Below are 15,880 nucleotides of genomic sequence, written 5' to 3'. Positions count from 1 at the left end.
TTGCTCGCTCCAGGGTCTCGGGCCTACACGATGTAGGTCACGAAGGCGTTATCACAGGACGTGATGCTCTTAGCCTTCGTTCCTCTATCGCTAATCCCCAAGGAGTCGCCCAGCCTCCACTCCAATCAACAACTTCTCTTAGTATGTATCTTCTGGCATGTTACTTTTAATTTATAGCTATAAAAAGCAATGTTTTATGTGCGAAAGCGGAGCGTCAGCAAGATTAGGTGTACAATAGCATTACTGTTATAAGATTCTTCTGTTTGATTATGGATAAGTTTCCATAGCGTTCACTTTTGAAATACAAAAATTTATAAAAGTTCTACACTATCGCTGATTGGAGTGGAAGGCTACTCGACTCCCGTTGGAAAGCGAGAAAGGCGAGACCCTGAGGCCAACACGATGTTGGTCACGAAGGCATTGTCACAGGACGTGACGCACTTAGCCTTCGTTCCTTTAGTGGAGGAAGCGGCTCGACGCTCGCCCACAGGAAGCCTTGCTCTGCGCGAAAGCGAAGCGTCAGCGTCAAAGCGAGTAGCCTGGAACGGAAATCCCCCTCATTTAAATATTATAATATTCACAATGATTTCCTTGACCATTATATGAAATCCCCGCTTATAACTCATAAGCGGGGATTTTGTGTGTAGCGTATTAATCGATACGACATATTTGTAACGGACAATTTTCACAAGCAATTTCATCCTTTAAAATTTGGACGTTGTGAACTGTTATATAACCTTTGTCAAAGGAAAGAATATTTTGCTTCTTTAAATCATTGAGCATGCGATTGATCATCTCTCTACTCGTCGCACATAAATTAGCGATTTCCGTATTTGTTAACGGGAAATCAATAAAAATATTGCCATTTTCAAAAGGCTTACCATAAGTATTTGTAAGACGGATAAGCGTTGAAAATAAAGCACCTTTTTTACCGTTTAAAACTAAATCACGCAAACGACTTTGATGCTTTAAATTTTCTATTTGCAACCACTTCATATATTCCACCATTAAATTAGGTTGTTCTACTAATAATAGTTCCAATGATTTGCGGCTTAGAACATATAAACTAGAGTGTTCTAATACTTTAGCAGTCATGGAATGATACGTAAAGTTACAAAACAAAGAGCCTTCACCAATAATACTATTCGGACCACAAATTCGAATTGTTAACTCCTTGCCGTTCTCAGTTTCCTGACTAATCGAGATAGCTCCAGTTTTTATATAGTATATTTCTTTCGCACGTTCGCCTTCTAAAAAAATTTTATGATCCTTATTTACTTTCGTAAAAACACCGTGCTTTTGGAAAAGATCGTGAAATTGCTCTTGTAATTTATCCATTATAACCATATCTCCAACACATCGCTTTCTTTTTGTAATAAGTGGCTGTTTATTACAAAAGGATGGTGAATAATTTCGATACTAAATCTAAGAAACATACTTTTATTATAGCTTAACTTTTCAGTTAGAAGGGAAGGAATTTTAGAGCTTATTCTTTGCTTAGGTTTGTCGTATGTTGTAAAATAAAGTTAGTCAAAAAAGGTCAAACTTTTTTCGTGAACAAGAATGGTAAACGGGATTCCGCTAACATTATTGAAAAGGAGTGCTAATTATGCAATTTCAACAAACAGATAATAAAAAACCATTAGAGCAATTTGGACGTAATTTAATTGAAGAAGTTAAAAACGGTAAAATGGATCCGGTTATCGGTCGTGATGAAGAAATTCGTAATGTTATTCGTATTTTAACGCGTAAAACGAAAAATAATCCTGTCTTAATCGGTGAGCCAGGCGTCGGTAAAACAGCAATTGTAGAAGGGTTAGCTCAACGTATTGTAAAAGGGGATGTACCCGAGGGATTAAAAGATTGCGTATTATACGAGCTTGATATGAGTGCTTTAATAGCAGGTGCAAGTTATCGAGGTCAATTTGAAGAACGCTTAAAAGGTGTACTTAAAGAAGTGAAGGAATCGGAAGGGCGTATCATTTTATTTATTGATGAAATTCATACAATTGTTGGTGCAGGTAAAACGGATGGTGCAATGGATGCTGGGAATATGTTAAAGCCAATGCTTGCACGAGGTGAGTTACATTGTATCGGTGCTACAACATTAGATGAATACCGTATGTATATTGAAAAAGATCCTGCTTTAGAGCGTCGTTTTCAACAAGTGCTTGTGCGTGAGCCATCTATTGAGGATACAGTTTCCATTTTACGTGGCTTAAAAGAGCGCTTTGAGTTACATCATGCGGTACGTATTCATGACCGTGCGATCGTAGCGGCAGCAGAGCTTTCGAACCGCTATATTACAGAGCGCTTCTTGCCTGATAAAGCCATTGATTTAATCGATGAAGCATGTGCCATGATTCGAACAGAGATTGATTCTATGCCACAGGAATTGGATGCAGTAACACGCCGTATTATGCAGCTCGAAATTGAGGAACAAGCATTGCGTAAAGAAAAGGATGAGGCAAGTAAAAAGCGTCTCGAGCAATTAAGTGAGGAATTAACAAAGCTAAAAGATTCCTCAGAAGGCATGCGGAAACAATGGGAAAGCGAAAAAGCAGCGTTACAGGGCATTCAGAAAAAACGAGAAACGCTTAATAAATATCGTCGTGACTTAGATGAAGCAGAAAGTAAATATGATTTAAATAAAGCAGCCGAACTACGTCATGGGAAAATTCCTACTCTTGAAAAGGATATACAAGAGATGGAGAAACAATTAGAGAATGGCATAGAATCACGTATTTTACGTGAAGAGGTAACAGCTGATGAAATCGCATCTATTGTTTCACGCTGGACAGGAATACCTGTAACAAAGTTAGTGGAGGGAGAGCGCGAAAAATTATTGCGCTTAAAAGATACATTGCATGAGCGAGTAGTTGGACAAGATAATGCTGTGCAACTTGTCACTGAAGCAGTATGGCGCGCTCGAGCTGGTATTAAAGATCCACATCGACCAATTGGTAGCTTTTTATTCTTAGGACCAACCGGTGTTGGTAAAACAGAGCTTGCCAAGGCATTAGCGGCACAGCTCTTTGATTCCGAGGATCATTTTATTCGCATTGATATGAGTGAATATATGGAGAAACATAGCGTATCACGTCTTGTAGGGGCACCTCCAGGTTATGTTGGTTATGAGGAAGGTGGACAATTAACGGAAGCTGTTCGCCGTAATCCATATTCAGTTGTATTACTAGATGAAATTGAAAAGGCACACCCAGATGTCGCGAATATTTTACTACAAATTTTAGATGATGGCCGCATTACGGATAGTCAAGGTCGTATGGTCAATTTTACGAACACAGTGGTTATTTTAACTTCTAACATTGGCTCAAGCTATTTAATGGAAGCAAAAGAAGACGATGGAGCAGTTGAGGATTTAGTGATGACTGCACTGCGTCAGCACTTTAAACCAGAGCTGTTAAATCGTATGGATGATATTATTATGTTCCACGCATTATCAGGTGAGCACTTTACAGCGATTGCTTGGAAATATGTTGAACAGCTTGTAAAACGTGTTGCAGAGCAAGATATTGCTTTACAAGTAGAACAAGGTGTAATTGATTGGGTTGTAGACCAAGGAGCGGATGCTCAGTTTGGCGCAAGACCATTAAAACGCTTCGTACAACGTTATATTGAAACGGCAGTTGCAAAGGAATTGCTACGAGGTGAAGTATTACCAGGAGAAACATTGCATATTAGAATGCATGACGGTCAATGTGTTGTTGAAAAATAACAAGAAAAAAACCTGTTTCGCACAATGCGGAACAGGTTTTTTCTTGTTTGAATTAATGATGATCTGCAGCTTCTGGAGTTGGCTCGTTTGGAATGACTGCCCCAATAATGAAAATAAGAATTGAGAATGCAACTGATAAGATTGCACCCGTTTGGAAATCAAATGGTACGCCAAGTACAGAGCTTACTACGTAGTTTAACATTGAAACTAGTAGGAATGACCATATGAATGTTACGATATATTGCATTAATTTCACCTCAACCGAACTTTTTATCATAAAGTTTTACTACATATTCATTATCATATCATAACATAACTCGAAAAAAAAAGAACCTTTTCTGTGAAACATGTCGATTTTGTCACAACGATAATCTTACTTGAATGCAATTTCAATAGGATCACCGAAATTAGAAGACGCTGCAAATGTTTGATGCAGGGGAGTGTCGTAGCCGAATCGAATTGAGGCAAAAAGCATTAACTTTAATTCATCCTGCCACTGATCTTCATTACAGCAATGGTATTCGGATACAGTGAGATCCTCTTGTCAAATTTATCAAGCTCTTTTCAATGTGCCAGTTTAAATAAGAGTGGTCTTTTGTTATATCTTCAGCGAAACTTTTCACTTTTAGTTCCGTAGAAATAATTGGAAATATAAAAAGTATGGGTGGAAAGAGAATGAGAGATTTTTTAAAAGAAATTATTAAAGAAGTTAAAAGGCAACTAACAAACGAACAACCATCAATAGAGAACATTTTAGATGGTAAAATATTCGATTGGTTCATACCTATTTTCGATTTCCTACTGTTCCCGGAAGTTTATCTTTTCTTAGCTTCTACACTAATGTGGAAAATGATTTTTTCATTATTGTTGGCAGGTATGATTGTTATCATTATTTTAGTGATTGAAAAAGTTATAGAGAAAAAGACTAGTAAAGAAAAGGTTGAAGTATTGGATGAAAAATTCGCATGGTTCATACTCGCTCCAATTTTATTTTATGCAGTAAAAGGTTTAGCGTATGGTTATCTATTATTCAAACCAATGTTGTAGTTCTAAGCGATCGCAAACCGAGGTGGCTGATTGGGTTCTTCTGTGCGTTGGTCCTTTTTAATTTGAAACCTTTTTATGTACCATTCGTATTATAACTAGACAATTCGAATTGATAGAACTAAAAAAAGGGAGAAATAATTTTTGAACCATTGAACAAAACAATTACTTTTTGTGATTTACTTGATTACCATTGCGGATGCGTATTATTCAACATTGTTTATTGAACCAAAAACACCACCGCAACACCAGACGATTAAAGCTTCAGCCATTACGTTGGCACAACTACGGTAGCACACCTAACAAAAAGAAACGTACAACACGTCGTTTGAAGCCTTCTGTGCTACAACCTATTAAGCGATTTCTTCAGAGCACTAGGAGTTCCAAAGAAAACGCGATCCTTCACAACCTATTAGAGAATAGATTGGATGTAGGCCGAACAATGCGAGAGCCACCTTCCATCTTTTTACGATATCGACTTTTGCGTTGTTGATCATATATGTTAGCAATGTTGGTAAAAGCTGCAGATTTATGTGCAGCTTTTTTTCATTATCCGCCATTATTAAATTTTTTCAGCCTCACGTTATGGTGATGAGCCAAAATTGTATATATCACTAAAATCCTTGATATTGCTAGCTTTAAGACGGTGATTTCAAATCATCTTGCACCATTCCTTCATTATGAGTTATAATTATGACCAGTTACTAATAATTGATAGTAAGAAAGCGGAGGGGTTGCTTTATGAACGCTGGTATTATAGGAATAGGCAAATACGTTCCGGAGAAGGTCGTTACAAATTTTGATTTAGAAAAAATTATGGACACTTCGGATGAATGGATTCGAACTCGTACGGGGATTGAAGAGCGTCATTTTGCTGCAGATGATCAGGAAACTTCAGATTTAGCAGTAGCTGCTGCAAAAGAGGCTATTGCAAATGCGGGTATTACACCTGAAGAAATAGGCTTAATTCTTGTAGCAACTGTAACACAAGATCAAAACTTTCCAAGTGTAGCATGTATGGTTCAGGAACAAATTGGAGCAGTTAATGCAGCTGCGATGGACCAAGCAGCTGCTTGTGCAGGATTTATATATAGTTTAGTGACAGCAAAGCACTTTGTAGAAGCAAATGCTTATAAATATGTCTTAGTAGTAGGTGTTGAAAAGCTGTCGAAGGTACTTGATTGGGAAGATCGCAATACGGCAGTGTTATTCGGTGATGGTGCAAGTGCAGCAATTGTTGGTCCAGTATCAGAAGGTAGAGGTATCTTATCATTTGAGCTTGGAGCTGATGGTACAGGTGGGAAGCATTTGTCTTTAACGCAGCAGGACACAATTGCTATGAATGGCCGTGAAGTATTTAAGTTTGCAGTACGTCAAATGGGTGAATCTGCAGTAACTGTGTTAGATAAAGCAGGTTTAACAAAAGATGATGTAGATTTTTTAGTGCCACATCAGGCGAATATTCGAATTATGGAATCAGCTCGTGAGCGTCTAGAGCTGCCACCAGAAAAAATGTCAAAAACGATTCACAAATATGGTAATACGTCAGCAGCGTCTATTGGTATTTCCTTGGTAGATGAGCTTGAAGCAGGTAAGATAAAAGATGATGATTTATTAGTACTTGTTGGATTTGGCGGTGGCTTAACATGGGGCGCCGTTGCAATGAGATGGGGAAAATAATAACTAAAAATGCTTGAGGGGAGTAAGACAATGAGTAAACGACGAGTAGTAATTACAGGGATTGGCGCAGTTACACCACTAGGAAATAGCATCGAAGAAACATGGGCTAATATTAAAGCTGGAAAATCTGGTATTGGCGAGTTAACACGTTTAAATAAAGATCAATTCGCAGCAAAAATTGCCGCTGAAGTAAAAGACTTTGATATTGAAAAGTATATCGAACGTAAAGAAGCTCGCAAAATGGATCGCTTTACACATTACGCCTTAGCAGCGTCCATTATGGCGATGGAAGACGCACAACTAACTATCGATGAAGAGCTAGCACCACGCGCAGGTGTATGGATTGGTTCGGGTATCGGTGGTATGGAAACATATGAACAACAATTTACAACATTCCAAGAACGTGGCGCAAGACGTGTCAGTCCATTCTTCATTCCAATGATGATTCCTGATATGGCTTCGGGCCAAGTATCAATTCATCTTGGTGCAAAAGGCATTAACTCTTGCTCAGTAACTGCTTGTGCTTCAGGTACAAATTCAATTGGTGATGCTTTTAAAGTAATTGAACGCGGGGATGCAGATGTCATGATTACTGGCGGTGCTGAGTCACCAATCGTTACAATGGCAGTGGCAGGCTTCTGTGCAAATACTGCTTTATCTTTAAATACAGATCCACAAACAGCTTGCCGTCCATTCGATAAAAATCGCGATGGTTTTATTATCGGGGAGGGTGCAGGTATTGTCGTGCTAGAAGAGTATGAGCACGCAAAAGCACGTGGGGCAAAAATCTATGCAGAAGTTCTTGGCTATGGTTCAACAGGTGATGCTCATCATATTACAGCTCCAGCTCCAGAAGGAGAAGGTGCCGCACGTGCAATGTTACAAGCATTAGCTGATGGCGATCTAGAGCCTTCACAAGTTGACTATATTAATGCACATGGAACAAGTACGCCATATAATGATCTTTTTGAAACACAAGCTGTAAAAACTGCCTTTGGTGAACATGCTTATAAACTTGCAATGAGTTCTACAAAATCAATGACAGGTCATTTATTAGGTGCAGCTGGTGGGGTTGAAGCTATTTTCACAGCGCTAGCACTGAAAGAAGGCATTTTACCACCAACAATGAATTTAACAGATCCAGATCCAGAATGTGATTTAGATTATGTACCAAATGAAGCTCGTGAGGCAGATATTAAATATGCTATGAGTAACTCACTTGGTTTTGGTGGACACAACGCTAGTCTTCTATTCAAAAAAATCGAGGAATAAATAAAGTAACACTTTAAACAGTGGGGGATCTTCATCTTCCACTGTTTATTTGTCTACACCAATCGGGACAGAAGTGACTTATAGCAGTCAAGCGATTGTACATCTTTTGTTACCGCCGCTATGTTTTCGCATATATAAAGGCATTTTGCTACTGGGCGGTTGATTGGAGTGGAGACTGGGCGACTCCTTGGGGATTAGCGATAGAGGAACAAAGGCTAAAAACATCACATCCTGTGATAACGCCTTCGTGACCAACGTCGTGACAAAGCGCCCAGTCGGAACGGAAATCAACCCCTCTTTTTGCAGAAGAGACTTCCTTTATTTAATAGGATGACACTTTAATTAACTGGTAAAATTTATTTCGCATTAACGGACAGTAATTTTATTGACTTAGTTTTTCAACAACATAAAAAACGTCAGCCAATTTACATGGCTGACGTCTTTTTTTATAGTTTTGTGAATAGATGATAAGTAAGAAGAAATAGAAAGGATGCCCTTATCATGTTCCGACTCTTTTTATTTTTAATATGCTATGGCCTATTGATTCTCTCATTAGGGAATCTCATATTGTATTTGAATTATCGGACACTCGGATATTCCTGGATAGTTGTTTTTAAATTCATGGTGCATACAACAGAGTTTTATATGGCTATTGGATCAGCCATCGTGTTATGCGCTGTTGTGCTTGATCTTGGTTTTGATAAAACGTTAAACGTAAAAGATAAAACGTGACTCTAAGCATACACTCTTTTTGGTCAAGCTCTTGCGATAAATCCCACCAATACTACTGTATTTGGGAGAGAATCAATTCCGTTATCTTTTAGCGACGTGCACGCCCAAGGCCCATTGCTTCTTCCATGCGTTTTAATGTAGCACTAGCAATAGCGTTTGCCTTTTCAGCACCTTCATCTAAAATGGTATCTAATTCTGAGGATTCTACTAAATTGTAGAACTTCTCTTGAATTGGTGTAAGGTGATCAATAACTACTGCTGCAACACCTTGCTTGAAACCACCGTAGCCAACGCCTTCATATTTTTTTACAAGATCATCAATAGATACGCCTGAAATGGCAGACTCGATTGTTAGTAAATTAGAAACACCAGGTTTATTTTCCACATCAAATGCCACAATACCATCAGAGTCAGTAACCGCTGATTTAATTTTTTTCTCAATATCTTTCGCTGAATCTAAAAACTTAATTGTAGCTTTTGTATTTGGATCTGATTTACTCATTTTCTTTGTTGGTTCTTGAAGTGATTTAATACGAGCTCCTGCTTTCGGCAATTGAATTTCAGGAATCGTTAAAACATCACCAAAACGTTTGTTAAAGCGCTCTGCAAGATCACGAGTAAGCTCAATATGCTGTTTCTGGTCATCACCAACCGGAACGATGTTTGTGTTATACAAAAGGATATCTGCTGCCATTAGTGGTGGATATGTTAAAAGAGCTGCAGAAACACTTTCCTTACCATGAGATTTATCCTTGAATTGTGTCATACGTTCAAGTTCACCAATCGATGAGACACATTGTAGTATCCAGCCTGCCTGTGCGTGAGCTGGCACTTCAGATTGAATAAATAGTGTAGATTTTTTAGGATCGATACCAGTAGCGATATACGTAGCTGCTAAGTTGCGAATATTTTGGCGTAATTCTTTTGGATCCTGTGCCACTGTTATAGCATGCTGATCAACGATACAATAAATAGCGTTCCCCTCGTCTTGTAATGCAGGGAATTGCTTAAATGCACCTAAATAGTTCCCTAAAGTTACAATCCCTGTTGGCTGTACGCCTGAAAAAATAGTTGTCATGTCATTTCCTCCTTGTAATTTGTCGCCTCAGTGGCAGTCATTTGTCTGTTACATAAGTACCCATCCGAGGCATATTCGATATCCAAAATAAAAAACATCATGCGTCCTCATTAGTTTTTCTAATGAAGGGACGAATGATGTTAGAATCCGCGGTACCACCCAGCTTGCCTAAAACGGCCACTTTGCTTCGTAACGTGAAGGGACGAGCTTTGCTAATAGACGCAAGTAAGGATACTTAGTCGTTCACAAAGCTAACTCAGAAGTCCATTCCATATGCTTACACGATCTGTTTGCAGCAACCACAGACTCTCTAAACGTGTAAATTGCATATGTACTACTCTTCGTCAGCGTTTTTATTTATTACAATAACTGTCTAGATAGCGAAGTGAATTCGCCAAAGACATTATTGATTTGTTGCAAAAAATTATATTATAAAGGCTCGGTGGATTGCAAGTGTGTAAAGTCAGACTTTTGGCGGTGTTTTTTTTCGAAAAAAGCTTATATGCTATTTTTACTGTTCTTTTGTGTTAGAAAAGCAACCAATTTTAGTAAATATACGTCTAGATTTGTACACACCGAATTGACATTATTCTCGTTTAAGATTTTTAAATGAGAACAAGAGCCATTCATTAAAGGGTGTTTAAAATGCTCTGAGAATGGGAATATTAGTAGTAACACATTAGCCATGCAATGAAGGAACTACTTTGTATGATGTGTAAATATAGACAGAATATTTAGTGATAAAGTTATTCTTTTTTTTATTGGAACTATATTCAAATACAATAGAGTACTGTATAATGGGTATGTAGATTTACATTACATTAATTCTAATTTAACACACTGGTCTATAGATAATGATTAAATGGAAAGGATGTGTCAGTATGATAGTAACTTTATTTACATCACCAAGTTGTACGTCTTGCCGAAAAGCGAAAGCATGGTTAGAGGAACATGAAATCCCATATACAGAACGTAATATATTTTCCGAACCGTTAAGCATTCGTGAAATAAAAGAAATTTTACGTATGACAGAGGATGGTACGGATGAAATTATTTCAACTCGCTCGAAGATTTTCCAAAAATTAAATGTTGATGTTGAAAGTTTACCATTACAACGCTTATATGAATTAATTCAAGAGTATCCAGGTTTATTACGTCGTCCAATTATTTTAGATGAGAAACGACTACAGGTTGGTTACAACGAGGATGAAATTCGTCGTTTCCTACCTCGTAAAGTTCGGGCTTATCAATTACAAGAAGCACAGCGTATGGTGAACTAATAACTCCGTATTCTGCATAATATAAGTAATAGGTGTTACAAATGCAACAAGCATATTGTGACATCTATTTTTTTATGTTTTACTTATGTAAAACCATCTATATAAAGTATAATAATTAGTAGGGAAAAGTCATATATTTCCGTAAAAGTATGTTAAACTTGATTTAAACTTAATAGTTTACTACAATTTCAATAATTCAAATATCTTCTGTGAAACGGTGTATATCCTTTTCATTTTATGACAGAACAGCATACAATAGAATTAGAGGCAACTGTGGACAATTATTTTTGATTTCGGTTGCTCTATGGTTTTACTGTAGTGTGGTCAAAGGTTGAAAAACAAAATGGAGTATGAGGTTAAAAACAATGAATAATAGCATACTAATGGAACAAAACTGTTTTTCGACAAATGACAGTGAAGGGAGATGAGGTCTGGTGGACATCGAACGTGTAAACGAAAATACACTCAAGCTCTTTATTACGTACAATGATATAGAGGATCGCGGCTATAGTCGTGAAGAAATTTGGTACAATCGAGCAAAGGGTGAACAACTTTTTTGGGATATGATTGATGAAGTAAACACGGAGGATTATTTTGATGTAGAGGGTCCGATATGGATTCATATCAATGCGTCTGAAGTAGGCTTGGAAATCATTGTCACACGTGCACATATTTTAAAAGACGGTGAAACCTTAGATGGTCAGTCGCATTTTGATGAACACAAAGATATGTTTGGCCCATTCGACGACGTTGGAGAGGATCTTCTCAGTCAACTAACTCAATTTGGTGACATAGATGAGTCAGAATTATTTATGGATACAGACATTTATGTTTATAAATTTAAAGATATTGATGAGTTAATCCCTGTAGCGAAACGCATGACAGATGAATTAGTGGATTCCTCATTATTTAAATATGAAGGTTGGTACTACCTAGTAGTAGACTTTGCGAACGCAGATGAAGACCTAAATCGCCACGATAGAAATGCAGTTATTAAAGAATTTTTAATACCATCGAATTTCACAATCCATCGCTTAGAGGAATATGGCGAAAAAATTATGGAGTTTAATTGCTTTGAAACAGTACGAAAATATTTTATTTAAAGCAATTTTCCTCTGATTCAGAGGCATAGACTGTAAACAAACTTGATGAGATTCAAGATTGTTTGCAGTCTTTTTATTTTAATATTTGTTTAGTTAACAATACAATTTATGATAAAGATCCGATATTCCTGCTGAAATAAAGAACTCAGGCTAAGAGCTTCACATCCTGTGAAAACGCCTGAGTGACCAACGTCGCGTTGTTGCAGCTGCCACTACGTTGGCACTACGCTTTCGCGCAAAAAACATCTGCCGCTGCCGCTATGCTTTCGCGCAAAAAACATATGTTGGCACCTAAAGCTCTGGCCGATTCCGTACGCAATTATGCCGAGTCATAATTGATAAGGTGGCATTTTTAAAATTTCAAGAAAAAGCCGTTATTTATTTGTTGCTATAAAAACACTCCTTTACAATTAGTCAAAAAGGAGATGATTTTATGCTTAGTGCTTATAACGAGCAACAGCAGCTTTTTCTCCCATATCAATATTCAAGGGAAGCTTTACAACAGTCTAGGCAACAGATGAAATTTTATTGTCCCCAATGCCTACAGCCTGTCCAATTAAAGATAGGTAAATATAATATTCCTCATTTTGCTCATATTGCTAATAATAGCTGTGTACAGTTATTTTCAGAGGGTGAATCAAAACTTCATTATCAAGGAAAAATTCAATTATTTGAATGGCTGAGAAAACTTGGGCATACAGTAAAGTTGGAGCCTTATTTACCGAAACTTTCACAGCGACCAGATTTGCTTTTGATAAAAGAGCAACAGCAAATTGCTATTGAATTTCAATGTAGCGCAATATCTCATGAAAAGTGGCTATTGCGTACATCCGGATATGAGAAAAATTCTATACAGCCATTGTGGCTTTTTCAAACACCTCAAAGACAATCCACACAAGGTATACAAAAGATTTTTATTTCTCCCATTATGCAAAAAATGATTACTACTACAGCGCAAAGCTTGTCTTATTTAGTGAGCTATGATGCAAAGATATCGAGATTTATTTATTGGACGAATCTTCTTCATGTTCATGGGCATACTTTTATAGGCAAAGTACAGGAATTAGCTATTCACAAGCAATATTTTCCATTTTATCAGCCTACATCAATAACGAAAGAGGAATTTCGTCTTTATTGGCAGTTTTATAAAAAGCATTGTAAGCAATTCGTGTATCAGCGATTAATACATAGTAAAAAAGGGGCGCAAGATTCATTTTTACGATGTAGTTATGAGTTACGCTGGTCTTTAACGGCTATGCCTGATTACGTAGGTATTCCTGTAAAAGATGTGGAAGCGATTCCGTTATTTTCTATTGAGTGGCAAACGATTTTACATTATTTTTGTCGAGGTTTGCAATTACTACCCCATGAGATGGATGAGAGAGATATTCACTTGTTTTTACGCCAACAAAATGTAGAGATTACAGATCGTGCTGTACAGGCCATAAAAAACTATGGAATGGTGACAGCGAAAAGTTATCAAAAAAATAATTGTTTTCCGGATATTTGTGAGCAAGTGTACGCACATTTATTTGCAATTGCCACAATATACTGAGAAAATATGAGAGTATAGGAAAAACTCACATATAAAGGGGGCTGGCATATGGCTAGTAACAGCAATAAAGTTTTATTAAGAAATGAAGTTCCAGAAGAATTAACTTGGCGCTTGGAGGATATATTTGCAACGGACGCTTTATGGGAAGAGGAGTACAAGGAAGTAGCGGAAATTTCCAAAAAGGCATCTAGCTATGCAGGTACATTAAAAAATGGTGCAAATGCTTTATTAGCGGTTCTTACTTATCACGATGATATTTATGAACGCACAATGAAGCTTTACACGTATGCCCATATGCGTAATGACCAAGATACGACAAATAGCTCTTACCAGGATATGAATAGTCGTATTCAAACATTGGCGACTAGTATCTCAGCTACCCTATCATTTTTAACACCAGAGATTTTATCATTGAATGAAGAAACAATAGAAAGTTACTTAGCTGAAAATAAAGATTTACAACTGTATAAGCAATCTTTAAAAGAAATAACAATGGCACGTCCGCATGTATTACCGGCAGAACAGGAAGCATTACTTGCCCAAATGACTGAGGTTACAGGTACCGCTTCAAATACATTTAGTATGTTAAATAACGCTGATATAGTATTCCCTAAGGTGAAAAATGAAGAGGGGGAAGAAGTGCAGCTAACACACGGTAACTATATTAAGTTCTTAGAAAGCAAAGATCGCACTGTTCGTGAAAATGCCTTTAAAGCTATGTACGAAACTTATGGCAACTTTAAAAATACATTTGCTGCAACTTTAACGGGCAATGTAAAAAAGCATAATGTCAGCGCACGTATTCGTAATTATGATTCTGCTCGCCATGCTGCCATGTCTAATAATTTTATTCCAGAAAATGTTTATGATCAATTAGTGGAAACAATCCATAAGCATTTACCAGCTATGCAGCGCTATATTTCATTACGGAAAAAACTATTAGGCGTGAACGAACTGCATATGTGGGATTTATTTGCACCACTCGTTAAGGAAGTTGATATGAAAATCACTTACGACGAAGCGAAGGATATTTTAGTAAAGTCTTTAGCACCACTTGGTGAGGAATACCAAGGTATTGTGCAAAGTGGTCTTGATAACCGTTGGGTAGATGTCTTAGAAAACAAAGGGAAACGCAGTGGTGCGTACTCTTCAGGCGCCTATGGAACAAATCCGTACATCTTAATGAATTGGCAAGACAATGTTAATAACCTGTTTACACTAGCTCATGAATTTGGTCATAGTGTACACAGTTATTATTCACGTAAAAACCAGCCGTTTGTTTATGGCGACTATTCTATTTTTGTGGCTGAAGTAGCTTCAACATGTAATGAAGAACTATTAAATGATTATTTACTGAAAACAATTGAGGATCCTCAACAGAAGATTTATTTATTAAATCATTGGTTAGACGGTTTCAGAAGTACAGTTTTCAGACAAACAATGTTTGCTGAATTTGAACACCTTATCCATCAAATGGATAAGAATGGTGAATCTTTAACAGCAGAACGTTTAACTGAGGTTTACTATGTTTTAAATAAAAAGTACTTTGGTGAGGATATCGTCGTTGATCAGGAAATCGGCTTAGAATGGGCTCGTATTCCACACTTCTACTATAATTATTATGTGTATCAATATGCTACAGGTAAATCAGCGGCAACTGCATTAAGCCAACAGATTTTAGAAGAGGGTACACCAGCTGTAGAACGTTATATTAATAACTTCTTAAAAGCAGGTTGCTCTAATTTCCCAATTGATGTATTAAAGGCAGCGGGTGTTGATATGAACGTGGCAAAACCGATTGATGATGCATGTAAAGTATTTGAAGAACGCTTAAATGAGTTAGAGAAATTATTGTTGAATAATTAATTAGCAAGGCTGTAGGAATTTTACTACAGCCTTTTTTCTATGAAAAGTGGAGCGTTAAAAAAATAATGGATAATGATTTTTTTTGATTTCTATAAGTTTAAAAGCGCTCATCTTGGAAAAATACTGTCTGTAATCGCTTTCTATTTGACAAATTTGTGAATCTAGCATCAGTATCATTGCTATATTAATTATTCCGTGATAAAGTGATTCTTGTGAAATAAATCACAAAACAAACATACACCCCTTTGTTTGAACGTGAACATTTCTCCCATCCCCTTTGTGAAAGAGAGGCGTCACTATCTGTCGAGGATAGTGGCGCTTCTTTTATTTTTTTGTTTTTTTATGTCGATTTAAGATATCGTATTAAATAAAGTATGGTTCTTCGGCAAAACGAGGGATTCATTTCCGTTCCGGATAGACGCTTTTATAACAAATCATCCTATATCAATCATCCTGATTCCTACCATTAGCAATACAGTAGCCATTAATCTACCTAATCCAGTACAGGCGCAATATCCCCATAGCCAACTGTAG

At 37.1% G+C, this 15,880-nt stretch carries 12 protein-coding genes and 1 other annotated feature; of the genes, 9 read left to right on the top strand and 3 right to left on the bottom strand.

Going from position 1 to position 15,880, the window contains the following annotated elements; all coding sequences use genetic code 11:
- Window positions 1-402 precede the first annotated feature (402 nt).
- Complete coding sequence (locus BFJ97_RS23975) at window positions 403-606, top strand: hypothetical protein (protein ID WP_139114373.1); 204 nt, start codon at window positions 403-405, stop codon at window positions 604-606.
- Window positions 607-651: 45 nt separating this feature from the next.
- Here the strand turns inward: BFJ97_RS23975 and BFJ97_RS04705 are convergent, their stop codons facing one another.
- The gene (locus tag BFJ97_RS04705; RefSeq protein WP_068983462.1) at window positions 652-1,338 is read right to left on the bottom strand and encodes a Crp/Fnr family transcriptional regulator; all 687 of its coding nucleotides are present in this window, start codon (window positions 1,336-1,338) and stop codon (window positions 652-654) included.
- 271 nt (window positions 1,339-1,609) lie between these two features.
- On the opposite strand from BFJ97_RS04705, the gene BFJ97_RS04700 reads away from it, so the two are divergent.
- Window positions 1,610-3,736 carry an ATP-dependent Clp protease ATP-binding subunit gene (locus BFJ97_RS04700; RefSeq protein WP_083226903.1) on the top strand — a complete coding sequence of 709 codons (2,127 nt, stop codon included), beginning with the start codon at window positions 1,610-1,612 and terminating at the stop codon, window positions 3,734-3,736.
- Between the two features lie 52 nt (window positions 3,737-3,788).
- Here BFJ97_RS04700 and BFJ97_RS04695 read toward each other — a convergent pair whose 3' ends face one another.
- A complete protein-coding gene (locus BFJ97_RS04695) occupies window positions 3,789-3,983 on the bottom strand; it encodes a YjzD family protein (protein WP_068983461.1) in 195 nt (64 codons plus the stop codon).
- 428 nt (window positions 3,984-4,411) lie between these two features.
- Here BFJ97_RS04695 and BFJ97_RS04690 point away from each other — a divergent pair, with 428 nt between their 5' ends.
- The 3 genes from BFJ97_RS04690 to fabF all read left to right on the top strand — a co-directional run bounded on the left by BFJ97_RS04690 (window position 4,412) and on the right by fabF (window position 7,732).
- Window positions 4,412-4,783, top strand: coding sequence for a hypothetical protein (locus tag BFJ97_RS04690; RefSeq protein WP_068983460.1), 372 nt, complete (start codon window positions 4,412-4,414; stop codon window positions 4,781-4,783).
- A 738-nt stretch (window positions 4,784-5,521) separates the two neighbouring features.
- Window positions 5,522-6,460 carry a beta-ketoacyl-ACP synthase III gene (locus tag BFJ97_RS04685; RefSeq protein WP_068983459.1) on the top strand — a complete coding sequence of 313 codons (939 nt, stop codon included), beginning with the start codon at window positions 5,522-5,524 and terminating at the stop codon, window positions 6,458-6,460.
- Between the two features lie 30 nt (window positions 6,461-6,490).
- On the top strand, window positions 6,491-7,732 hold the full coding sequence (fabF, locus tag BFJ97_RS04680; RefSeq protein ID WP_068983458.1) for a beta-ketoacyl-ACP synthase II: 1,242 nt from the start codon (window positions 6,491-6,493) through the stop codon (window positions 7,730-7,732).
- An 820-nt stretch (window positions 7,733-8,552) separates the two neighbouring features.
- On the opposite strand, the gene trpS is transcribed toward fabF, so the two are convergent.
- On the bottom strand, window positions 8,553-9,542 hold the full coding sequence (gene trpS, locus BFJ97_RS04670) for a tryptophan--tRNA ligase (protein WP_068983456.1): 990 nt from the start codon (window positions 9,540-9,542) through the stop codon (window positions 8,553-8,555).
- Window positions 9,543-9,665: 123 nt separating this feature from the next.
- Window positions 9,666-9,899: a binding site (T-box leader), on the bottom strand.
- Window positions 9,900-10,426: 527 nt separating this feature from the next.
- On the opposite strand from trpS, the gene spxA reads away from it, so the two are divergent.
- From spxA to pepF, 4 genes are all read left to right on the top strand, one after another.
- The gene (spxA, locus tag BFJ97_RS04665; RefSeq protein WP_068983509.1) at window positions 10,427-10,822 is read left to right on the top strand and encodes a transcriptional regulator SpxA; all 396 of its coding nucleotides are present in this window, start codon (window positions 10,427-10,429) and stop codon (window positions 10,820-10,822) included.
- A gap of 434 nt (window positions 10,823-11,256) precedes the next feature.
- Window positions 11,257-11,925: an adaptor protein MecA gene (gene mecA / locus BFJ97_RS04660; RefSeq protein WP_068983455.1), complete on the top strand. Its 669-nt coding sequence runs from the start codon at window positions 11,257-11,259 to the stop codon at window positions 11,923-11,925.
- Window positions 11,926-12,358: 433 nt separating this feature from the next.
- Complete coding sequence (locus BFJ97_RS04655) at window positions 12,359-13,480, top strand: competence protein CoiA (RefSeq protein ID WP_068983454.1); 1,122 nt, start codon at window positions 12,359-12,361, stop codon at window positions 13,478-13,480.
- Between the two features lie 48 nt (window positions 13,481-13,528).
- Window positions 13,529-15,346, top strand: coding sequence for an oligoendopeptidase F (gene pepF / locus BFJ97_RS04650; RefSeq protein WP_068983453.1), 1,818 nt, complete (start codon window positions 13,529-13,531; stop codon window positions 15,344-15,346).
- The last annotated feature ends 534 nt before the right edge of the window (window positions 15,347-15,880 follow it).

The organism is Lysinibacillus xylanilyticus (assembly GCF_001708185.1).
Taxonomy (GTDB): domain Bacteria; phylum Bacillota; class Bacilli; order Bacillales_A; family Planococcaceae; genus Lysinibacillus; species Lysinibacillus xylanilyticus_A.
Note: the sequence above shows the minus strand (reverse complement) of the source record. Positions and strands in the feature narration are given on the sequence as shown.

Coding starts and splice junctions, on each gene's coding strand:
- BFJ97_RS23975 (WP_139114373.1), top strand. CDS start 403: ATGTTGGTCACGAAGGCATTGTCACAGGACGTGACGCACTTAGCCTTC.
- BFJ97_RS04705 (WP_068983462.1), bottom strand. CDS start 1,338: ATGGATAAATTACAAGAGCAATTTCACGATCTTTTCCAAAAGCACGGT.
- BFJ97_RS04700 (WP_083226903.1), top strand. CDS start 1,610: ATGCAATTTCAACAAACAGATAATAAAAAACCATTAGAGCAATTTGGA.
- BFJ97_RS04695 (WP_068983461.1), bottom strand. CDS start 3,983: ATGCAATATATCGTAACATTCATATGGTCATTCCTACTAGTTTCAATG.
- BFJ97_RS04690 (WP_068983460.1), top strand. CDS start 4,412: ATGAGAGATTTTTTAAAAGAAATTATTAAAGAAGTTAAAAGGCAACTA.
- BFJ97_RS04685 (WP_068983459.1), top strand. CDS start 5,522: ATGAACGCTGGTATTATAGGAATAGGCAAATACGTTCCGGAGAAGGTC.
- fabF (WP_068983458.1), top strand. CDS start 6,491: ATGAGTAAACGACGAGTAGTAATTACAGGGATTGGCGCAGTTACACCA.
- trpS (WP_068983456.1), bottom strand. CDS start 9,542: ATGACAACTATTTTTTCAGGCGTACAGCCAACAGGGATTGTAACTTTA.
- BFJ97_RS04655 (WP_068983454.1), top strand. CDS start 12,359: ATGCTTAGTGCTTATAACGAGCAACAGCAGCTTTTTCTCCCATATCAA.
- pepF (WP_068983453.1), top strand. CDS start 13,529: ATGGCTAGTAACAGCAATAAAGTTTTATTAAGAAATGAAGTTCCAGAA.